The 21,871-nt window shown below is 72.6% G+C and carries 16 protein-coding genes; 8 read left to right on the top strand and 8 right to left on the bottom strand.

The annotated features are described in order from the left end of the window. Positions 1-26: 26 nt before the first annotated feature. Positions 27-509 carry a hypothetical protein gene (locus ACIPKM_RS14530; protein ID WP_402736994.1) on the top strand — a complete coding sequence of 161 codons (483 nt, stop codon included), beginning with the start codon at positions 27-29 and terminating at the stop codon, positions 507-509. On the opposite strand, the gene ACIPKM_RS14535 is transcribed toward ACIPKM_RS14530, so the two are convergent. Beyond that, positions 510-1,112, bottom strand: coding sequence for a dihydrofolate reductase family protein (locus ACIPKM_RS14535; RefSeq protein ID WP_070416472.1), 603 nt, complete (start codon positions 1,110-1,112; stop codon positions 510-512). A gap of 89 nt (positions 1,113-1,201) precedes the next feature. On the opposite strand from ACIPKM_RS14535, the gene ACIPKM_RS14540 reads away from it, so the two are divergent. Further along, a complete protein-coding gene (locus ACIPKM_RS14540) occupies positions 1,202-3,082 on the top strand; it encodes a family 43 glycosylhydrolase (protein ID WP_402736995.1) in 1,881 nt (626 codons plus the stop codon). Between the two features lie 76 nt (positions 3,083-3,158). Beyond that, a complete protein-coding gene (locus ACIPKM_RS14545; RefSeq protein ID WP_402736996.1) occupies positions 3,159-4,547 on the top strand; it encodes a protein kinase in 1,389 nt (462 codons plus the stop codon). Positions 4,548-4,560: 13 nt separating this feature from the next. Here the strand turns inward: ACIPKM_RS14545 and ACIPKM_RS14550 are convergent, their stop codons facing one another. The 6 genes from ACIPKM_RS14550 to ACIPKM_RS14575 form a co-directional block, all read right to left on the bottom strand. Then, a complete protein-coding gene (locus tag ACIPKM_RS14550; RefSeq protein ID WP_070416470.1) occupies positions 4,561-5,046 on the bottom strand; it encodes a tetratricopeptide repeat protein in 486 nt (161 codons plus the stop codon). Further along, a complete protein-coding gene (locus tag ACIPKM_RS14555; protein ID WP_402736997.1) occupies positions 5,043-7,010 on the bottom strand; it encodes a DUF6807 family protein in 1,968 nt (655 codons plus the stop codon). The genes ACIPKM_RS14550 and ACIPKM_RS14555 overlap by 4 nt, the downstream gene beginning before the upstream one ends. Further along, positions 7,007-8,698: a hypothetical protein gene (locus tag ACIPKM_RS14560; protein WP_402736998.1), complete on the bottom strand. Its 1,692-nt coding sequence runs from the start codon at positions 8,696-8,698 to the stop codon at positions 7,007-7,009. The genes ACIPKM_RS14555 and ACIPKM_RS14560 overlap by 4 nt, the downstream gene beginning before the upstream one ends. Next, positions 8,698-9,618 carry a carbohydrate ABC transporter permease gene (locus ACIPKM_RS14565; RefSeq protein ID WP_402736999.1) on the bottom strand — a complete coding sequence of 307 codons (921 nt, stop codon included), beginning with the start codon at positions 9,616-9,618 and terminating at the stop codon, positions 8,698-8,700. The genes ACIPKM_RS14560 and ACIPKM_RS14565 overlap by 1 nt, the downstream gene beginning before the upstream one ends. Further along, positions 9,615-10,589 (bottom strand): carbohydrate ABC transporter permease, encoded by a 975-nt coding sequence (locus tag ACIPKM_RS14570; protein ID WP_402737000.1) that lies wholly within the window; start codon positions 10,587-10,589, stop codon positions 9,615-9,617. Before ACIPKM_RS14570 ends, ACIPKM_RS14565 begins: the two co-directional genes overlap by 4 nt. A 79-nt stretch (positions 10,590-10,668) precedes the next feature. Then, entirely contained in the window at positions 10,669-11,952 is a 1,284-nt protein-coding gene (locus tag ACIPKM_RS14575; protein ID WP_071295471.1) for an extracellular solute-binding protein, read from the bottom strand. 248 nt (positions 11,953-12,200) lie between these two features. Between ACIPKM_RS14575 and ACIPKM_RS14580 the strand changes: the two genes are divergently transcribed. The 4 genes from ACIPKM_RS14580 to ACIPKM_RS14595 all read left to right on the top strand — a co-directional run bounded on the left by ACIPKM_RS14580 (position 12,201) and on the right by ACIPKM_RS14595 (position 16,996). Next, on the top strand, positions 12,201-13,241 hold the full coding sequence (locus ACIPKM_RS14580; RefSeq protein ID WP_402737001.1) for a LacI family DNA-binding transcriptional regulator: 1,041 nt from the start codon (positions 12,201-12,203) through the stop codon (positions 13,239-13,241). 343 nt (positions 13,242-13,584) lie between these two features. Beyond that, positions 13,585-14,868 carry a Gfo/Idh/MocA family protein gene (locus tag ACIPKM_RS14585; protein ID WP_402737017.1) on the top strand — a complete coding sequence of 428 codons (1,284 nt, stop codon included), beginning with the start codon at positions 13,585-13,587 and terminating at the stop codon, positions 14,866-14,868. Further along, complete coding sequence (locus tag ACIPKM_RS14590) at positions 14,865-16,076, top strand: DUF993 family protein (RefSeq protein ID WP_402737002.1); 1,212 nt, start codon at positions 14,865-14,867, stop codon at positions 16,074-16,076. Before ACIPKM_RS14585 ends, ACIPKM_RS14590 begins: the two co-directional genes overlap by 4 nt. Further along, positions 16,073-16,996, top strand: coding sequence for a sugar phosphate isomerase/epimerase family protein (locus tag ACIPKM_RS14595; RefSeq protein WP_402737003.1), 924 nt, complete (start codon positions 16,073-16,075; stop codon positions 16,994-16,996). Before ACIPKM_RS14590 ends, ACIPKM_RS14595 begins: the two co-directional genes overlap by 4 nt. Here ACIPKM_RS14595 and ACIPKM_RS14600 read toward each other — a convergent pair. Further along, on the bottom strand, positions 16,956-17,642 hold the full coding sequence (locus ACIPKM_RS14600; RefSeq protein WP_402737004.1) for a class I SAM-dependent methyltransferase: 687 nt from the start codon (positions 17,640-17,642) through the stop codon (positions 16,956-16,958). The two genes, ACIPKM_RS14595 and ACIPKM_RS14600, sit on opposite strands and share 41 nt — an antisense overlap. 314 nt (positions 17,643-17,956) lie before the next feature. Between ACIPKM_RS14600 and ACIPKM_RS14605 the strand changes: the two genes are divergently transcribed. After that, entirely contained in the window at positions 17,957-21,868 is a 3,912-nt protein-coding gene (locus ACIPKM_RS14605) for an SGNH hydrolase domain-containing protein (protein WP_402737005.1), read from the top strand. Positions 21,869-21,871 lie beyond the last annotated feature (3 nt).

The raw sequence follows: 21,871 nt of genomic DNA on the forward strand, positions 1-21,871 counted from the left end.
CGCCTCCAGTTCCGTAGGCTCGCACCGTGCACCGTCCCCACCTCCTCGTCCCGCCGCTCGCCGTCCTGCTCCTGCTGGCCGGCTGCACGGCGACGCCGACGGTCGACGAGGAGGCGCTCGCCGACTGGCGGAGCGCACAGGAGGCGGCGACCGAGACCGACCCGGACGTCCTCGGCGTGCTGACCGCGGACATCCAACCCGGCGACGAGGACCCGTCCGAGGTCGGGACCGGCGTCACGCTGCGGTTCCCGGCCGCGAAGGCGATCGACCACCTCGAGTTCTCGTGCTTCGGCAACGGGCACATGCGGGGGATCGTCCGCATCGAGTCCCGGGGCGGATCCGGCGACTTCACCGTCGACCCCGTGGCCTGCCGGGACAGCCCGAACCCGATCCGTCTGACGCGGCTCGCGAGCACGGACGTCGACTCCGTCGCGTTCAACGGCTTCGACAGCGACCGGTCGAGCGCGTGGCGGCTGGTCATCGTCGGGACGGCACCATCCTCCGGCTGATCAGCGCCGGAGGTCGTACCGGTGCAGCGTCACCCCGTTGTCCCACCGCTGCTGCTCGAGCAGGTCGAGGACCAACGGCGGTCGCGCACCCGACGGCGGCGGGTCGAACAGCGGACGCCCACGGCCGAGGACGGCGGGGTGCGTGAAGACCATCAGCTCGTCGAGGAGTCCGGCGTCGAGCAGCTGTGTCGCGATGCTCGGACCGCCGACACCGACGTCGCCGTCGGACTCGGCGCGGATGCGGGCGAGCTCGTCGATCGCGTCCTCGTCGCGGCCGATGATCCGCGTGTTGTGGTCCGCCGCCGTCCGCGACCGGGAGACCAGGACCTTCGGCTGCTCGGTCCAGATCTCGCCGTACTCGCGCATGTAGGCGGGCAGGGACTCGTCGGTGCGGGCGTCGGGCCAGAACGGGTCCATCATGTCGTGGACGATGCGGCCCTCGACGGACAGCGTCATCGCCCGCGCGCGGCGGTTGAACTCGCGGTGCACGGTCTCGTCGATCCGGATCCACTCCGGTCCCTCGACGCCGCTGTGCTCACCGGCCTCGGTCTCGACGAAGCCGTCGAGCGAGGCGTTGATCCAGTACACGAACCGTGCGGGCATCTCGCGACTCCTTCGTCGGACGGGCCGGTGGGCGTGAGCGTACGCTCGCGCTCGTCCGCACGCTCCTCGACGACGAGAGCAGGTCCATCGTGCGCCGGTCACTCAGAGCAGTCCTCGCGATCGCGACGGTCGCGGGACTCGCGACCACGTTCCTCCAGGTCGGTACCGGTGGTGCGCCCGCCGTCGCCGCGGAGACCACGTCCGCACGGGGCGGTGCCGCGCCGACCCACCAGAACCCGATGACGCTCGCCCTGCCGGACGGCCAGACCGCGGCGAGCTGCGCCGACCCGACCGTCGTGCGCGGGGTGGGACGCGACCGGAACTGGTACCTCTACTGCACGACTGATGCCCTCACGGCGACGGAGCAGAACCCGGACGGGTCGCTCGTGCAGCACGGGGTCCCGACGTACCGGTCCACCGACCTGACGCACTGGACGTACGTCGACGACGCCTTCCCCACGAAGCCGGCCTGGGTGGGCGACGCGAACGGCATCTGGGCGCCGGACGTCGTGTACCGGGCCGGGACGCACGGGCGCCCGGGCACCTGGTACCTCTACTACGCGGCGTCGGACACCCCCAGCGGCACGGCGCCGACCGGCGGCGGATCGGCCGTCGGTGTCGCGACGAGCGCGGGCCCGACCGGACCGTGGACGGACTCCGGCGGACCCGTGGTGGCACCGCAGGCGGCACCGAACGGCACCGGGCAGCGGTGGGAGTTCGACCCCGAGGTCATCACCGACCACGGCAGCACGTACCTGTACTTCGGCAGCTACTTCGGCGGGGTGAACGTCCGCCGGCTGAGCACCGACGGCCTGCGGTCGATCCCCTCGACCGAGCGGCAGATCGCGATCGACAACCGCTACGAGGGCACGTACCTGATGCGGCACGACGGCTGGTGGTACTTCATGGGGTCCGCCACGAACTGCTGCAACGGCGCCCTGACCGGGTACGGCGTGTTCGTCGCCCGGTCGCGCAGCCCGCTCGGCCCGTTCACCGACCAGGACGGCGTGCGGATCACGAGCACCCGGGTGGGCGGCACGCCCCTGCTCGCCCAGAACGGCAACCGCTGGGTCGGCACCGGGCACAACACGGTCGTCACCGACCTCGCCGGACAGGACTGGATCGTCTACCACGCCGTCGACCGGGACGACCCGTACTACGCGGGCCAGGGCACCTACACGAAGCGGCCCGTGCTCATCGACCCGCTCGACTGGGTGCACGGCTGGCCCGTGGTCCGCGGTGGAGCCGGCCCCTCGGACGGCGTGCAACCGGGGCCGGTGGCGCAGCTCGGTCAACGGCCGACGTACCGCGCCACCGCCGCACCGGTCGACGTGCCCGGTCGGACGATCCGTGCGCTGTCCACCGACTTCGACGGGACGACCCTGCCGCCGGCGCTCCGCTGGACCCGTGAGCCCGATGCCTCCGCGTGGACGGTCGCCGGGGGCGCCTTCCGGTGGCGGACGCAGGACGCCGACATCCACCCGCCGCAGACACCGCTCGCCTCGGTCCTGTCCGAACCGGTTCCCCGGGGCGACTGGGTGGCCGAGACCACCGTCGCGGTCGACACCCCGGCGACCGGCGACGGCGTGAACTACGTGCAGGGCGGGCTCATCGTGTACGGGAGCGACAGCGACTACGTGCGCCTGACCTCGAACTCGATCTTCGACACCCGGCAGACGGAGTTCGGCAAGCAGGTCTCCGGGCAACCGGCCGGTGCCCCGACCTACGGGAACATGGTCGTCGGGCCGGTCGGGGACACCACCACGCTGCGGATCGTGCACCGGTTCGTGGCCGGGGAGCACCGCTACACCGCGTACACCAGCGTCGACGGACGGCACTTCGTGCGCGGTGGGACGTGGACGGCGGACCTCGGGGCGGAGCCGCGGATCGGGCTGATCTCGCTCGGCGGTGCGGGCTTCACGAGCACCTTCGACGACCTGCGGGTGAGCACGGTGGCGACGGGCCACTGAGCGCGCCGACCGAACACGATCCCCGCCGGGATGCGAAGATGCATCGTTGCCTGCCGGAACCGAGAACGAGGGTCAGATGAGTCCGACCGAGGACACCGCGTCCACGGCCCCACTGCTCGACGGGCGGTACCGGCTCGAACACGCCATCGGCCAGGGCGGCATGTCCGTCGTGTACCGCGGGGTCGACGAGAGCCTCCACCGGCCCGTCGCCGTGAAGGTGTTCCACGCCGGCACCGTCGACGTCGCCCGGCAGGAGGCCGAGCTCGGCGTCCTGGCGTCCCTCGAGCACCACAACCTCGTGAGCCTGCTCGACACCGGCGTCGTCACCGGCCACGACGGCACCCGCCAGCGGTACCTCGTGATGGCGCTGGTCGCCGGGCAGGACCTCGAGGACCGGCTCTCCGTCGGCCCGCTCGCCTCCCGCCACATCGCCGAGATCGGGTACGACATGGCTGAGGCGCTGCACTACATCCACAGCCACGGTGTCGTGCACCGCGACATCAAGCCGTCGAACATCCTGCTCGTCGACTACGGCAACGACTCCGACCGTGCACGCGCCCGGCTGACCGACTTCGGCATCGCGCTCGCCGCCGGTGTCGAGCGGCTGACGGCCGACGGCGTGACCACCGGGACCGCCGCCTACCTCAGCCCCGAGCAGGCGCGGGGCGGCGAGGTCGGTCCGCCGAGCGACGTCTACTCGCTCGGGCTCGTGCTGCTGCAGTGCTTCACCCGCCGTCGGGAGTTCCCGGGGTCGCTCGTCGAGTCCGCGGTCGCGCGGTTGTCCCGCGACCCGGTGCTGCCCGAGCCGCTGCCCGAGCACTGGAAGGTCCTGCTCCGGGCGATGACCGCGCAGGACCCGGCAGCGCGCCCGGCCGGTGCCGATCTCGTGACCATGCTGCGCGACGTCGTCATCGCGGAGACCACCGCCGCCGACCACGTCGTCGAGGCGCCGCCCGTGGCCGAGGCTGCTGCGCACGCCGACCGTGCCCGCCCAGCGACGCTCGACAGCCTGCCCGAACAGGCGCTGCAGCGCACGACGGCGATGGCCGCGCGGCTGTTCGACGCCCCGATCGCCCTGGTCGAGGTGCTCGACGAGGACCGTGCCTGGTCGCAGTCGTACATCGCTCCCGGTGTCGACGACGCGGCGCGCCACATCAACTTCCGCAACGGGTTCGCCCCGGTGCCGGTGCCCGTCGTGATCCCGGACGGCCAGACGCACCCCGAGATGCAGCACAGCCCGCTCGTCACCGGCCCGCTCGGCATCCGGTTCTACGTCAGCGTCCCGCTGGTGAAGCACGACGGCACCCCGATCGGCACGCTCGCGGTGCTCGACACGAAGCCGCGCCAGACGTCCGGGGCGGACCTCGCGAACCTGCACGACCTCGCCGCGCTCGCCGTCACCCAGCTCGAGATCCGTCAGGAGTCGCTCCGCACGACGAGCGACGCGCTGCCGCTGGCACCCTGACGAGTGGTCGCGATCAGGCGTCGGTGAGGGCTGCCGCGTAGGCCCGGACCGACCGGTGGTACCGGGGGAGCGTCGGCTCCACCGCCTCGATCGCGACCCGGAGCGCCTCGTCGTGGCGGCCGGCACTGTGCAGCGCGAGTGCGAGGAACACCTTCGGCGCTGCGCCGGTCGCCGGGTGCTCGGGGGCGTCGCGGAGCATCGTGATCGCCTCGTCGACCCGGCCGAGGTTGCGGAGCGTCGAGGCGTGCTGGACGACCATCTGCGCCGCCCTCGTCGGGTCCACGGTGTCGAGCCCGGCTGCCGTCGCGGCCGTGTAGTGGACGTCGGCCTCGGCTTCGTGGCCGCCGGAGTCGTTCGCCCCGCCGAGCTCGAACGCGCCCAGCGCCGGGTGGGGTGCGGCGTCGGCGAGGACCCGCATGCGGTCGATGCGCTCCTGGTCGTCGATGGTGTCGTCGGCCCAGAGTGCGGCGACGCGGGCTTCCCAGTCCTCGGTGCTCATCCCACCAGCGTATTGGCGGACCGGTCCGGGTCGTGCTCGACCGGGCCGTCCGCGACCGTCGCCCGGAACGACCGGACGAGGGGCACCCCCGGGTGCACGAGCGTCGGGGTGCGCCAGGCGAGCGCCGAGCCGACCGCGGGGTACTCGGCGGCGCGGACGAACCACGGGTCGTCGTGGTCGAGGGCCTCGAACCGGATCGTGGCGCCGACGCCCTCGAACACGGCCGACCACTCGACCCACGGCGCGACCGACCCGTGCACCGCGTCCTCGCCACGGGCCGTCGCCGTCCGGACCGCGATGTCGGCGCACGGCGGGAAGCGCCAGGTGAAGCCGCCGTACCCGGCCCCGACCCGACCGTTGCTGCCCGGGCCGCCGAGCCGGACGACCGCGTCCCCGGGCACGCGGAACGACGACGACCACGTGAGCTCCCACCCGGTGTCCACCGCCCGCCAGGCGAGGGTCCGGTCCTCGTGCAGGGCGACGTGGCCGTCGGGACCGCGCCAGACGACCTCCTGCCGCAGGGAGGGGCCGTGGTGCTCGGCGTGCACGACCGTGGCGCTGCCGTGGTCGTCGCGCCAGACGTAGCCCTCGCCGTGGACGTACGTCCGTCCGCCCCAGCAGTTCACGCCGTCGAGGTCGGGGATCGCGAACCCCACGCCGCAGTGCCAGTCGTGGTCCGGCGGGTGGTGGGCGCTCACGACCGTGCCGCCGAGGGTCCGCACCGGGTGCAGGTACGGGCGGGGCGACGACGTCGGGATCGTCCCCGCGCCGTCGAGGACCGACGCGACCGGGACGCCGTCGACGACGAGCTCGTCGAGCACCTCGTCGCGGTCCGCGTGCGCCCAGGGCGCGCTGACCTCGGAGAACAGCGCGCCCTGGTCCGCCGCGCGGTCGACGACGGACTCGACGTCCGTGACGAGCGGCCGACGCGCGGGCCCCTCGCCGTCCCACGTCACCCACGGGTGGTCGATCTGCACCGGTTCGGTCGCCCGCACGGCTTCGAGCACCTCGACGAACGCGCCGGTCGACGCGAGCGGCACGAGCAGCGCGTCGCCGCGGGACCGGTGGGCGAGCAGGTTCTCGAGCAGGTCGGTGCGCCCGAGTCCGTGGGTCACCCCGTCGATCGTGACCTCGTCGGTCGTGTACCCGAGGACCGCGCTCCCGGTCGTGCCGCGGACCCGCACGCTCGGGAGGACCTCGGTCGGCCCGCACAGGGTGAGCGCCGCGGTCGCCTCGCGTCCGGTGGTCGTCGTGACCCGGACGGCCGAGGTGTCGTCGCCCTCGATCGCGTTCGCCCGGTACAGCTCGACCTCGACGCGCGCCACCTCGTCGGCTCGACGGCAGCCGACGAGCGCGAGGGCGGTCGCCACGGCGTGGGCGAGCGGGTTCGTGACGACGCCGTCGAGGACGTCGACCCCGTCCACCCTGCGGCGGCCGGCCCAGGCGGAGCGGTCCCAGTACGCCTGGTCGCGCGTCCAGGTGCCGACGGCCGCGGCGGACCGGACGGTCCCGACGAGCGACCCGTCACGGAGTGCGGGCAGCGCGAGCGACCCGAGGCTCTGGAACCCCACCTGGACCACGCGCCCGCTGCGTCGTTCGGCGTCGAGCAGGGTCGCCAGGTCCGCGCGCGTCGTGACCGGCGGCTTCTCGAGGAGGACGTCGGCGCCGCTCTCGAGGGCGGCGAGGGCGAGGGGGAGGTGCGCGGCGATCGGGGCGGCGACCACGACGACGTCGACCGGGCCGGTCGCGCGGGCAGCGGCGACGTCGTGGACGACCGGCACGCCGCCGTCCTCGTCGGCGTCGAGGGTCGGGTCGACGACGGCCGTCAGCGTGCAGGCCCCGAGGCCGACGAGCCGGTCGATGGTCGCCCGGTGGTGCAGGCCGTAGCCGCGCGCGCCGACGAGGACGATGCCGGGAGGCTCGGTGCGGCTCGGGTCTCCGGCCGCCGGTCGCTCCGTGGTCACGACCCCACCGACGGGGTGCCGATCACGACACGGGTCCGGCCCGGCGCGCGTCCGGTGACGTGGACGTGCGAGCCCGTCGGCCGGTCCGTCCCGCCGAGGAACGCGTAGTCCTGACCGGGCGCGTAGAACGCGGGTTGCCCGGGGCCGGAGCCGTTGCCCGGCCCGAACGTCACGGTGTCGGTGCCGACGCGGTACGAAGCGGTCCCGGTGACGAGGACGCGTTCGGCGGTGGCGGCATCGGTGCTCACACCGGAGAACGTACCCCCGTCGCGGAACGTCAGCTGGAGCGACCACGGGACGTCGGCCCCGGCGGTCTCGATGTCGAGCGTGACCGCGTCGGCCGTCAGGGCGACGTCGACCGTCGTCGTGAGCGCCACCTCGTCGGCGGTCCGGCTGCCGAACGCCATCGACGCCGAGAACCGCCCCTCGTCGCCGAGCGCGTAGTCGCCGTCGGCCCGCCGGTGCTCGGGTGCGAGCGGCTGGTGGTAGCCGGCCGACACGCGTTCGGTCAGCCGGAACCGGCCGGCGCCGAGGTCCTCGAGCCTCGTCGGGCGGAACGGGCCGAGGCCGAAGAACTCCCGCGAGAGCCGGACGTCGGTGAGGACGACGGCGCCGGCGAGTACCCGCAGGAACGTCGGGCTGTTCGCGAGCCCGGAGCGGACGTGTCCTGCCGCCGGGACGTCCGAGCCGGCGAAGAGCACGACGTCGCGGTCGGCCTCGCGGACGTGGACGAGCCGTGCCGCCCGGAACGTCGAGGTGCCCCGGGGGAGTGGCGCGCCCGCCGGCAGCGGCCGCTCGAGCACCGGGTCGGTCATCGCCCGTGCGGCCACCGCGCCGGGCTGCCAGGTGTCGGCGACTGCCGCCCGGGCGGCGACGGCGGCGAGGTCGGCTCGGCCGTCGAGCACCGCGACGTGCCAGAGCAGGGGTGCGAACGGTCCGATGCCGAACGGCTGCGACTGGTCCTGCCGTCGGGACTGCACGGTCTCGACGGTGTCGTCGGGCAGGAGCAGCGCGAGTGTCGCGTCGAGCGAGCGGCGCACCGGGTCGAGCAGCTCGGGCCGCCCCAGCACCGACGCCAGCACGAGGAAGGACGGGCACGAGACCGCCGCGGCGTAGTTCGGGCTGCGCTCGGACCACAGGCCGTCGGCGTCGATGTCCGGTCCCTCGGCGAGCCACTCGTCGATCCGCTCGACGAGGGCCGGGTCGGGGTGGAGCCGGTGGACGCGGGCGAGTGCGGCCGCGATCTCCCACCGGTGGTTCGGTGTGTGCACGCCACCCGTCAGCAACGCCGGGGTCGCGCGGTGCACGATCTCGTCGAGGTCGTCGGCCAGCGCCGCGGCCGTCGGCACGGTCGCACGGTACGGCGCGAGGAGCTCGAGGGCGTCGCACACGTCGTTGACCGTGAACGCGGAGTCGGGTGGGGAGAGCACGTTGTCGCCGCCGACGAACGTGCCGCCGGGGGACTGCCTGGTGGCGAGGTGCCGGACCCAGCCGTGCGCGGTGGCGAGGTCGTCGTCGGTGGGCCGAGCCGCGCCTCCCGTCCGCTCGTTCCGGACCCACGCCCCGACCAGGGTGAGGGCGCGCGCCATGAGTTCGCGGTGCTGCAGCGTCTCCGGGGCGTCGGTGGCCTGCCGGAGCCGGGCCGCGTCGGCGTCGGCCGCGGTGCCGGCGAGGTCGAGGAAGCCCATCAGTCCTTGAGGCCCGCGTTGAGGTCCGCGCCGTTCACGTACTTCTGGAAGACCAGGTAGATGAGGACGAGCGGGATGATCGAGATCACCGAGGCGCCGAGCAGGACCGTCCAGTTGACGTTCTCCGCGCCGACGATGCTCTGCAGCGCGATCTGGATCGTGAACTGGTGGGGGTCGTTGAGGACGAGCAGCGGCCAGATGTAGTCGTTCCACCGCCACTGGAACGAGAAGATCGCGAGCGTCAGCATGATCGGGCGGGAGATCGGCAGCATGATCCGCCAGAAGATGCCGAACTCGCTCGCGCCGTCGATGCGGGCGGCCTCGACGAGGTCGTCCGGCACGGTGAGGAAGAACTGCCGGAACATGAAGATGCCGGTCGCGGTGATGACCGACGGCACGATGATGCCGGCGAGCGAGTCGTACATGCCGAGGTCGCGGATCACGATGAACGTCGGCGCGAGGATGACCTCGGTCGGGAGCATCGTCGTCGCGAGGATGCAGACGAAGAAGACCTTGAGCCACCTGTTGTCGTACTTCGCCAGCGCGTACCCGGTCGCCGCGCTCGCCAGAACGGTGAGGACGGTGGTGACCAGTGCGACGATCACGGTGTTGCCGAAGTAGCGGGCGAAGTCGTAGCTCGCCCAGGCTTCCGTGAAGCCGCTGACCGACCACGTCTTCGGGAACAGGGTGAGCGGGTAGGAGAACAGCTCGCCGCCGGGCTTGAACGCGCTGAGGACGAACCAGAGCACGGGGAAGCCGAACGCGATGATGAAGACCCAGAGCAGGGCGGTGGCGGCGATGGCCCTGGGGCGGGGCGGGCCGTCGAGGCGCTTGGTCCTGGCCGTGTTCTTGTTCTTGGCGGTCCCCGACGTGACGTCAGTCGCGGGTGCGCCGGAGGCGCTGGGCAGGGTGGCGGTCATCGGCGGGCCTCCGTCCGACGGTTCACGGCCAGCTGGATGAGCGCGATGGCCATGAGGATGAGCATGAGGACCATCGACGCCGCGCTCGCGTAGCCGATGTGGGCGTTCTGGAACCCGTTCGTGTAGATGTACTGCACGAGCAGGTTGTTGTCGGTGCCGGGACCGCCGCCGTTGAGTGCCTGGATCGTCGCGAACTCCTTGAAGGCGCCGAGCGACGACAGCAGGACCACGATGAACGACGTCGGTGCGATGCTCGGCAGCGTGATGTAGCGGAACTGGTGCCAGGCGCCGGCGCCGTCGAGGGCCGCCGCCTCGTAGTAGGACTGCGGCACGTTCCGGATCGCGGCCACGAACAGCAGCATGTTGAAGGCGGCTCCGGCCCACGCGGTGGCGAACACCACGACGAGCAGCGACAGGTCCGCGTTCGACTGCCACGGGACGGCCTTGCCGCCGAAGGACTCGATGACGAAGTTCGCGAGCCCGAAGTTCTCGCCGAACATCCACCGCCAGATGACGCCGGTCACGATCGGCGAGATGAGCCACGGCACGAAGAAGACGATGCGGGCGACGCTCCGGCCCTTCGCCGCGGGGCTCGTGAGCATGAGCGCCATCGACAGGGAGAGCACGAAGCCGAGCGGTACCGCCACGATCGCGTAGAGGAACGTCCGGAGGAGTGCCGCGTAGAAGGTGTCGTCGGCGAACAGCTCGAAGTAGTTCTCGAGCCCGATGAACTTCGGGGCGACGACACCGTTGTAGTCGGTGAACGAGTAGCCGAGGCCGATGACCGCGGGCCAGACGAAGAACACCACGAACAGCACCGCGTTGACGCTGACGAAGAGGATCGGGGCGAGGACGGGCTTGCTGACGCCGGAGCGGCGGCGCTTCGTCGTCTTCCCGGCGCCGGGCCGGCGGGGCGGCACCGGGGTGGGCACGGCGGTCTGCACGTCGCCGGCTGCGGTGGGGATGCTCACGATGATCCTCTTCGTTCGTCGCGGTGTTGCTGGGGGGGAAAGACGCCGGGGTCGGGTGCGTGCACCCGACCCCGATCCGTCATCCGACGTGCTCTTCGTAGTACTTCGTGATCGTCTCGAGGGTCTTCTTGGCCGACTGCTGCCCGTTGATGAGCTTGCCGACCTCGGCGGTGGTGGGGTCGGTGCCGAGTTCCTTGCCCTCGACCGCCCACTTCGCGCTCTCCTTGGCGTAGGAGCTCGAGATCGGGTCCGCCGCGTCGATCTCCTTCTGGTAGAGCGCGAAGGAGTCCTTGGCGGCCTGCGACTCGAACGGGTAGCTGATGTCCAGTCCGGACTCCACCGGCAGGAAGCCGTTCGTCGTCACGAGCTTGGCGTAGTTCGTCGGCTCGTACATGTAGTCGATGAACTTCTTCGCCGCGGTCCCGCGGGCGTCCGAGTTCTCGAAGCCGACGATGTTGCCGCCGTAGTTGATCTCGGTGGCGTGCGTCGGGTCGGCCGGGGTCGCGGCGCTGGCCCAGTCGAAGTCGGTGATGTTCGACGCGAAGTCCGACGACTGCCAGACGCCCGAGAAGTAGGCGACGACCTGGCCGCTCTTGAACAGGGCGTTCGGATCCTGCCCGCTCGTCCACACCGACTTCGGCATCGTGGAGTCGTCGTTCATGTCGGCGAAGTCCTGCAGCGCCGAGACGGTCTTCGAGTCGGTCGGGAAGGAGCCGTCCTTCTCCTGCTGCATGAAGTCGGTGCCCTTGGTGAACATGTAGGCGCGCAGGCGGGACGGCGAGGAGTCGAACACCAGGTCGTACTTCGCGCCGGTCTTCGCCTTCACCTGGTCGGCGGCCTGCAGGAACTCGTCCCAGGTCCAGGCCTTCGCGGGGTCCGTCGGGTAGGCGATGCCGGCTTTGTCGAACAGCGACTTGTTCACGAACAGGCCCGCCGCGGTGACGTCGGACGGGATCGAGGTGACCTTGCCGTCGTCGTCCTTCGCGATGATGTCCTTGTCGATCTTGTTCGCGTCGTCGTCCACGATCGAGGCCAGGTCGACGGTCTTGCCGGTCCAGATCGGGTCGATGCCCGCGGCTCGCACGACGTCGGGCAGCGAGTTCGCCTGCGCCGACTCGCGGAGCTTCGTCTGCAGCCCGTCGTACGGCAGGTTCACGATCTTGACCGTGACGCCGGTCTTCTTCTCGTAGTCGGTCGCGAGGTCCTGGTAGCCCTTCTCCTGCGCCGTCGACGTGGAGAGCCAGAAGGTCAGCTGGTCGACCTTGCCGCCGTCGCCGGAACCGCTGCCGGAGGCGCAGCCGCTCAGGAGCGCCAGTGCGGCGATGCCGCCGGCGAGCGCGAGCATCTTCTTGGATGACTTCATCGTCACTGCTTTCGTTCGGGACCACTGGCGTCTGCCGTGGGCGAGCGTTCGGGGTGTCTCGGCCGAGGAGACAAGGTCTACACGACGCCCGGGGATTCTGGCAAGCGCTTTCCTGCAGAATGTTTGGACATTGTGACGTGACGGCTCGGTCCGTTGCCGCGGCTCCGCCCCGGCGGGCGGGAAATCGCTATCCTCGCCACAGACAACCCTCGCCACACAGCGCGGAGCCGACGGACTGGAGGCGCGACATGCCCGAACGGAGCTCGGTCACCCTGGCCGACGTGGCTGCGCGGGCAGGCGTCTCGCTCGCGACCGCGTCGCGCGCGCTCAACGGCAGCGTGCGGAAGGTCCGGCAGGAGTCGGTCGACCGCGTCCACGCCGCGGCCCGGGAGCTCCGGTACACCGCCAACGTGCAGGCCCAGGCCGTCGCCCGCGGGACCACCACGACGCTCGCGCTCGTCGTGGGCGACATCGCCGATCCGTACTTCGCAGCCATCGCCGCCGGGGCCATCCGTGCCGCCGACGACGCCGGGCTCGTCGTCACGATCACGTCGACGGGAGGGGACCCGTCGCGCGAGGCGGCCGTCCTCGGCGTCGTCGCGGGGCTCCGGCCGCGGGCCGTGGTGCTCGCGGTGAGCCGTCGCCTCGGTGGTGGCGCCGAGCTGGCGTCGGCCGTCTCCGGACTCGTCGCGGCCGGCGCGGGGGTGTCGGCGCTCGTGTCCGACCTCGACGGCGCCGTGGCAGGCGTGTCGGGAGTGCAACCACTCGTGATCCGGAACCTCAGCGGTGCTGCGGCGCTCGCCGGCGCCCTGGTGGAACAGGGGCACGACTCGTTCGCGGTGCTCGCCGGGGATCCGTCGCTCGCCACCGCGCACGCGCGCTACGAGGGCTTCGTCGCGGGCCTCGCCGCCCACGGGATCCGGGTGCCCGACGACGCCGTGGTGCCGTCGGAGTTCACGCGGGACGGCGGGTACCGGGCGATGGTGTCGCTGCTCGACCGGTCTGCCGCGGGCTCGGGGGCGTTGCCGCGGTGCGTGTTCGCGGTCACGGACCTCATGGCGGTGGGGGCGGTCGCGGCGATCCGGGAGCGCGGGCTCGTCCCGGGGGTGGACGTCGGGGTCGCGGGGTTCGACGACGTGCGGATGCTCGCCGACGTCGTGCCGGCGCTCAGCACGGTGCGGTTGCCCCTCGAGGAGATCGGGGAGCGGGCGGTGCGGCGGGCCCTCGGGCTCGAAGCGGACGGCGCCATCGACGGCGAGGTCGTGCTGCGCGCGAGCACGGCGCGCTAGCGGGCCGGGCGCGCCGAGCCCGGGCGCACCGGGCCCGGCCGCCCCGCGCTCGTCCCCGCCGCCCGCGCCCGGGCCCGTCCCGTCGGCCGGATCGTGAGCAGAAACGGTCGGGTGCCGTGGCGCGACCCGACCATTCCTGCTCACGAAGTGGCGCGGGGTGCGCACGCCCCGGGCCCGCGCGCCCGCGCCGCACGCCCGGCCCCGAACGCACACACCCGAACACGCGCGTGCGGTCGGCCTGGGCCGTGGTGTACGGTTCCGGCAAGCGCTTTCCACCACGGTGGCGAGCGGGCCACAGCGAGCAAGGGAGCACGCGTTGACCACGCGCACCATCGGCATCATCATGAACGGCGTCACCGGACGCATGGGCTACCGCCAGCACCTCGTGCGGTCGATCCTGGCCATCCGCGACGACGGCGGGCTCCCGCTCCCGGACGGCACGAGGCTGCAGGTCGAACCGATCCTCGTCGGCCGGAACGCCGCGAAGCTCGAGGAGATCGCCACCCGGCACGGCCTCGAGCACTGGACGACCGACCTCGACGCCGCCCTCGCCGATCCCCGCTGGGACGTCTTCGCCGACTTCGCCGTGACGAGCGCGCGCGCCGACGCCCTACGGAAGGCGATCGCCGCCGGCAAGGCCGTCTACACCGAGAAGCCCACGGCGGAGACCTCCGACGAGGCGCTCGAGCTCGCCCGCCTCGCCGCCGACGCCGGGGTGCCGAACGGCGTCGTGCACGACAAGCTCTACCTGCCCGGCCTCCGGAAGCTCCGCCGGCTCATCGACTCCGGGTTCTTCGGCCGGATCCTCTCCGTCCGCGGCGAGTTCGGCTACTGGGTGTTCGAGGGGGACTGGCAGACCGCGCAGCGGCCGAGCTGGAACTACCGCCGCGAGGACGGCGGCGGCATCGTCGTCGACATGTTCCCGCACTGGAACTACGTCCTCGAGCAGCTGTTCGGCCGCGTGGAGTCGGTGTACGCCCGCGCGGTCACGCACATCGACGAGCGCACCGACGAGCAGGGGACCGGGTACGCGGCGACCGCGGACGACGCGGCCTACGGCGTGTTCGACCTCGCCGGCGGCATCACGGCGCAGATCAACTCGAGTTGGGCGGTCCGGGTCGACCGTGACGAGCTCGTCGAGTTCCAGGTCGACGGCACCGACGGCAGCGCCGTCGCGGGACTGTTCGGCTGCCGTATCCAGCCGCGGACGGCGACGCCGAAGCCGGTGTGGAACCCCGACCTGCGGGACGACCGCGACTACAGGGCGCAGTGGCTCGAGGTCCCCGACAACGAGGTGTTCGGCAACGGCTTCCGCGCGCAGTGGGAGGACTTCCTGCGCGACCTCGTGGCCGGCCGCCCGCACCCCTACGACCTGCTGTCCGGTGCCCGCGGCGTGGCGCTCGCGGAGGCCGGTCTTCGCTCGAGCGCCGAAGGACGACGCATCGACCTGCCGGAGCTGACCCTGCCCACCGGGGCCGCGCCGCGCCTCCAGGGCGACAGCGCCGACAGCGCCGACAACGCCGACCGCGCCGAACGCGCCGACAACGCCGAACGCACCGAACGCACCGACCGCGCCGACAGCGCCGACCGCGCCGACGACGCCGAGACCGTCGGAGCACGCGCATGACCACCCTGACCCTCCTCGCGCCCGACGGCACGACCAGCCGGGCCGACCTGCGCGAGCCGGCCGTGGCGGCCACGGCGAAGCCCACCGGCCCGCTCACCGAGCGCGTCGTCTACGCCGCCGCCCACGTCGTCCCGCGCACCGCCGCCGACAACACGCCGGGTGCGCCGGCGGACCTCGACTGGGACGCCACCCTCGCGTTCCGGCACCACCTCTGGTCGTGGGGCCTCGGCGTCGCGGACGCGATGGACACCGCGCAGCGGAACATGGGGCTCGACCCGGCCGCAACGCGCGAGCTCATCACCCGCAGCGCCCGCGAGGCGCAGTCCGTCGGCGGCCGCATCGTCGTCGGCGTGAACACCGACGACCTCCCGGACCAGGTCGCCACTGAGCAGCAGGTCGTCGATGCCTACGTCGCCCAGCTCCACCACGCCGAGGACGCCGGCGCGGGGGTCGTGCTCATGGCGAGCCGGCACCTGGCGCGCCTGGCGGGCAGCGATCCCGCCGTCTACCGCCGCGTCTACCGCAGGGTCATCGAGCGCGCGAGCGCCCCCGTCGTCCTGCACTGGCTGGGGGAGGCGTTCGACCCCGTCCTCGCCGGCTACTTCGGCGGTCAGCACGGCCCCGACACCGTGCTCGACATCATGGGCGACGCCGGGTCGAAGGTCGCCGGCATCAAGATGAGCCTGCTCGACGCCCGGGCCGAGGTCGCCCTCCGCTCCCAGCTGCCCGCCGGCGTCCGGATGTTCACCGGCGACGACTTCCACTACGTCGACCTCGTCGCCGGGACCGATCGGACGCACTCCGACGCCCTGCTCGGCGCGTTCGCCGCCGTGGCGCCGATCGCCTCCGCCGCCGTCCGGGCCCTCCCCGACGAGGCCGCCTTCCGCGCGCTGCTCGGCCCCACCGAGGCCCTGTCCCGCCACGTCTTCAGCGCCCCGACCTGGCACTACAAGACCGGCATCGCCTTCCTCGCCTGGCTGAACGGCCACCAGGGCGCCTTCGCGATGGTCGGCGGTCAGCACGCCGGCCGCTCCCTGCCGCACCTGTCCGAGACCGTCCGGCTCGCGAACGCCTGCGGCGCGCTCGAGGACCCGTCGCTCGCGGCGTCGCGGTGGCACGACCTGCTCACCGTGTCCGGTGTGCCCGTGACGGCCAGGAGGCGCGGCTCGACCCCCGCCGACCGCCCGCTCTCCGGGGCGGTCGCGTGAGCACCCCCGTCGTCCGCGCCACGCGGACCGGGGCCGCCCCGGGCTCCGCACCCCCGCATCCGCGGCTCTCGATCAACCAGGCGACGATCAAGTACGCCTCGCTCCGGGACGCCCTCGACACCGTCCGCGCCGCCGGCGTCCAGGCGATCGGCACGTGGCGGGAGCCCGTCGCCGAGGTCGGGCTGTCCGAGGCCGTGCGGATGGTCGCCGACTCCGGCCTCCGGGTCTCCTCGCACTGCCGCGGCGGCTTCTTCACCCTCCCGGCCGGCACCGAACGGCAGCGGGCACTCGACGACAACCGCCGGGCGATCGACGAGACCGCGGCGTTGGCCGAGGCCGGCGCGCCCGGGTCCGCGCCGGTGCTCGTGCTCGTCGCCGGAGGACTGCCCGAGGGGTCCCGCGACCTGATCGACGCCCGGGACCGCGTGGCCGACGCCCTCGCCGACCTCGTTCCGCACGCCCTCGATGCCGGCGTCCAGCTCGCCGTCGAGCCCCTGCACCCGATGTACGCCGCCGATCGGGCCGTCGTGTCGACCCTCGCGCAGGCCCTCGACCTCGCGGCGCCCTTCCCGGCCGCTGCCGTCGGCGTGGTCGTGGACACGTTCCACGTCTGGTGGGACCCGGCACTCGCGGCCTCGGTGGCCCGCGCGGGCGCCGCCGGGCGGATCGCGAGCTACCAGGTGTGCGACTGGCTCACCCCGATCGCCGCCGACCCGCTGCTCTCCCGGGGCGTGATGGGGGACGGGCACATCGACTTCGGGCCGGTCACCGCTGCCGTGAGCGCCGCCGGGTACTCCGGGGACGTCGAGGTGGAGATCTTCAACCAGGCCGTGTGGGACGCCCCGGCGACGGACGTCGTCGACCGGGTGGTCCGGGCGTTCACGGCCTCGGTGCCGCTGCCTCTGCCCCTGCCTCGCTGAGGGGGCGGCGGCGGACCAGCACCACGCTGTCGAGCACCTCGTGCGGCGCTCCCTCGGGCGTCACCGCGCTGCGCGGTCGGAGTTCGGCGGCCACGACCTCCCACCCGTCGTCGAGCCCCAGCGCCGCGAGGTCCTCCGCCGGCGTCGGGAAGCGGTACGCCCGCATCTCCTCGGGCAGGTCCCCGTGCGGGGGCGCGGCGTGCGCCGTCACGAGCAGGTGCCCGCCGGACGCCACGAACCCGGCCGCCCGCCGCAGGATCGCCGCACGCGGGATCTCGACCGGCCACGACTGCAGGAACGACGCCGTGACGAGGTCGAACCGCGCCGCGGTGTCCCACGAGCCGAGGTCCGCCGCGACGAACGCCGTCCGCTCCTCGACCCCGGCGGTGACGGCAGCCCGGGAACCGCGGGTGACCGCCGTCACCGACAGGTCCACCCCGGTGGTCGCCCACCCCTGCCGGGCGAGCCAGACGACGTCGCCGCCCTCGCCACAGCCCAGGTCGAGCGCGCGTCCCGCGGGCAGCGACGACGCGACGTCGGCGAGCACCGCGTTCACCCGCCCCGACCAGATCCCGTCGTGCTCGGCGTAGCGGGCCTCCCACCAGCTGCGTGCGGTCGTGTCGGACGGCTCCCGGTGCGTGTGCATGCCGTCACTCCACCGCATCCCGCGCACGACGGACAAGGAACGTTGCCGGACCGGCAACGACCCGACGCCGCGGGGCCTGCGTCGCAGATCCCCGGGGGACAGGTCCCGATCGGCACGGCCTCGCCGATGCCCGGCTGACCGCGCGCCGGGCAGAGCGGGGTCGTCCCCCGTTCGAGGGGCACACTGCCAGGTCGGGTTCACCTCCCCGTCACACGAAGTGCCCGAGCGACCGTCACCATCGAACGATCACCGCAGCACCGTACCTGCACCACTGCAACGCCATTCGTCACGCCTGAACCAGGGGAAGGCCCGACATGACGTCCACGGACACGGTGGTCGACGCGCGCATCCAGCCCGCGACCACGGACAGCACGGATCAGACGGGGGAGTCGCAGTACCTCCCGGCGCCGCCCACGGACCGCGAGAAGTACTGGTACATGGGCGCGCAGCACCGCTGGATGCTGTTCGCCCAGGCCGCCGCCTTCGCGCTCATCGCCTCGAGCATCTGGCGCTTCTCGACGTCGGCCCCGGGGCTGTTGCTGTTCCTCATCCCGACGACGCTCTACTGCCTGACGCTGTGCGTCTCGCTCACCACGAGCGCACGGCGCAAGCGCTTCCACAAGCGTGACCACGTCGAACGCGTCGGCAGCTGGGCCCCGGAGCGGTACCCGACGGTCGACGTGTTCCTCCCCACCGCGGGGGAGCCCCTGGCGATCCTCGCGAACACCTACTCGTGGGTGGCGAAGCTCCGCTGGCCGACGACCCTGACGGTGTACGTCCTCGACGACGCGGACCGCCCCGAGGTCGCCGAGATCGCCCGGCGCCACGGTTACCGGTACGAGGTCCGCCCGGACCGCGGGCACCTCAAGAAGGCCGGCAACCTCCGGTACGGCTACGAACAGAGCGACGGCGACCTCATCGCGGTGTTCGACGCCGACTTCGTGCCCCGAGCCGACTACCTCCACGAGCTCGTGCCCTACTTCGACGACCAGAGCCTCGGCATCGTGCAGTCGCCGCAGTTCTTCGACGCCCGCAAGGGCATGCACTGGCTGCAGCGGACCGCCGGCGCCACGCAGGAGCTGTTCTACCGCTGGATCCAGCCCGCACGCGACCGCTCGAACGCGGCGATCTGCGTCGGGACCTGCGCGATCTACCGGCGGGCGGCACTCGAGCGCGCGGGCGGCTTCGCGCAGATCGGCCACTCCGAGGACGTCCACACCGGCGTGAACCTCATGCGCGTCGGCTTCCTCGTGCGGTACGTCCCGATCCTCGTGTCCAAGGGCATGTGCCCGGACGACCTCGCGTCGTTCCTCAACCAGCAGTACCGCTGGTGCACGGGGTCGATGTCGCTCCTCGCCGACACCACCTTCCACGAGAACCCGCACATCACGCTGCGGCAGCGCATGTGCTTCTGGTCCGGGTTCCTCTACTACATCTCCACCGCGGTGAACGTGTTCCTGTCCCCGCTGCCCGGGCTCGTGATGCTGTTCGGCCTGCCGCAGTGGATCATGCCGCAGAACTCCGTCTGGCTCCTCGGCGCGATGCTCATGTGGCTCGTGGTCGTCCCGATCATGTACCGGTCCCGGTGGCGGATCGACGTCCTGCGCATCCAGTCCCTGTACTCGTTCGCCCACGCCGTCGCGATCGTGCACGTCCTCACCGGCAAGACCCGCGAGTGGGTGCCGACCGGTGCGGCGAAGAAGGTCACCACACCGCTCGGCACGCAGATCGCGCGGGTGATGCGGATCACGGTCACCACGTCGCTCCTCGTGACGTGGACGGGCCTCGCGTGGGCCACCGTCCGCTTCGGCCCCGACGTGCTCTGGGCGATGTGGATCCTCGCCGCGATCCACGCGTACGTGCAGGTGCCGATGCTCTTCCTGTCGCTCCCGTCCTCGCCGCGGCGCGCGCTCCGCAGGCAGGCACGTGTCGACCGTCGGGAGGCGCGGATCGCCTCCCGCGCACCGGTCACCGCCACCGGTGGCGCGGCTCCGACCCCCGCACTCGCCTCCGTCGCGGCGGCGGACGCGGCCGATCCGTCGCTCCCCGCGCCGCCGCTCTCGCCGACGGTGACCCCGTCGTCACCGGTCGGCGTCGTGCCGGAGCCGAGCCGCGCCTCCGGGCCCGCGTTCGGTGAGCGCCTCGACCCGGTGGTGCTGGCGGACTCCGCAGCACCCGTCGAGGAGCCGGTCCAGGCCGAGCGGCCACAGGCCGCCGGACCGCGCCGGTTCCGACCGGACATCCAGGGGCTCCGCGCCGTCGCGGTGCTGCTCGTGGTGGTCTACCACACGGGCGCGCCCGTCCTCACCGGCGGGTACGTCGGCGTGGACGTGTTCTTCGCGATCTCCGGCTTCCTCATCACCGGGCAGTTGCTCCGCGAGGTCGAGCGGACGGGACGGATCGACTTCGGCTCGTTCTACGCGGGCCGCATCCGGCGTCTGCTGCCCACCGCGCTCCTCGTGATCGCCGTGACCGTCGTGGCCACCCGCGTGTTCGACTCGATCCTGCGCGCGTCCAACGTGGCGTGGGACGGCGTCGCCGCGACCTTCTTCGCCCTGAACTACCGGCTCGCCGCGCAGGGCGTCGACTACCAGGCCGCGGACGGACCGGCCTCGCCGCTCGAGCACTTCTGGTCGCTCGGCGTCGAGGAGCAGTTCTACCTGGTGTGGCCGCTCGTCCTGACGCTGGCGATCGTGCTGTGGAAGCGGCACCGTCACCTGGCGGTGGCCGCCGTGGTGACGCTCGTGTTCGGGGCGTCGATATGGGCGTCCGTGACGATCACCGCGCACGACTCCCCGCTGGCGTACTTCTCGATGCAGACCCGCGCGTGGGAGCTCGCGGCCGGGGCGTTCCTCGCCCTCGGCGCCCGGTGGCTCGCGAAGGCCCCCGGTGCACTGCAGGTCGCACTGACCTGGGCCGGCCTCGGCGCGGTCCTGACGAGCGCGTTCGTGTACTCCGACGAGACGCCCTTCCCCGGCACGGCGGCCCTCCTGCCGGTGCTCGGCGCCTGCGCGGTGATCGCCGGCGGTGGGGTGTACCGCCGCGGCTCGGTCGAGACGGTCCTGCAGCTGAAGCCGTTCCAGGCGATCGGCAAGGTGTCGTACGGCTGGTACCTCTGGCACTGGCCGATGGTCGTGCTCGTGCCCGTCATGGTGAACCGCGACCTCGGGTGGCTCGAGAAGCTCGAGGTGATGGCGGTCGCGCTGTGGGTGGCGACGATCACGTACCACCTCATCGAGTCGCCCTCCGCGCGTGCGCGGTGGAAGCGGGTCCGCTGGGCCGCGATCGGGGCCGGTGCGGCGGCTGCGACGACGGCGACCGCGGTGGTCGTGGTGTTCTCGGTCCCGGCGCTCGTCGGCAGCGGCGGGACGGTGCAGGCGGCATCGCTCGACGAGGGCGACTCCACCGAGATCCAGGCGACGATCCGGTCGGCGTTGACGACTTCGGACGTGCCGGCGAACCTGACCCCGAGCCTCACGACCGCCGCCGACGACCAGCCGGACTCGACGGACGACGGCTGCCACGCGGGCTACCTGCAGATCCAGCAGAAGGCGTGCGTGTACGGCGACCCGGACGGCTCCCGGACCGTGGTGCTCTGGGGTGACTCGCACGCGCAGCAGTGGCTGCCCGCGTTCGACGCCGCCGGCAAGACCGAGGGCTGGAGGGTCGTCGCGTGGACGAAGGCCGCGTGCCCGGTCGCCCAGGACGTCGAGCTGTTCAACTCCTCGCTCAAGCGCACGTACACCGAGTGCCCCGAGTGGCGGGACGCGTCGATGCGGCGCATCCAGGCCCTCGACCCCGACCTCGTGGTGATGGCGCAGTCGGACAACGTCCCCGGCAAGCAGGTGTCGAACACCACGTGGGCGGACGGCACCGCCGAGACCGCGGCCACGATGCAGGCCGCCGGGCTCCGCACCGTCTACATGCTGGACACCCCGGTGCCGGAGGGCGACGCGGTGTCGTGCGTAGCCGAGCACCTCGACACCGTGGAGGAGTGCAACCAGGCGGAGCAACGCGCCTACGCGGTCTCCGGGCGGCACGAGGACGTCGCCGACACGGTGCGGGCGGCCGGCGTCCCCACCGTCGAGCCGCGGGACTGGTTCTGCACCGACGACGGGTGCCCGGTGGTGGTGCAGGACAAGCTCGTGTACCGCGACCAGACGCACATGTCGACGGCGTACTCGAGGTGGCTCGAGCCGCTGGTGGCCCCGCTGCTCCGCACGTAGACG

Origin of the sequence: Curtobacterium sp. NPDC086286 (assembly GCF_044746255.1) — a bacterium.
Taxonomy (GTDB): Bacteria; Actinomycetota; Actinomycetes; order Actinomycetales; family Microbacteriaceae; genus Curtobacterium.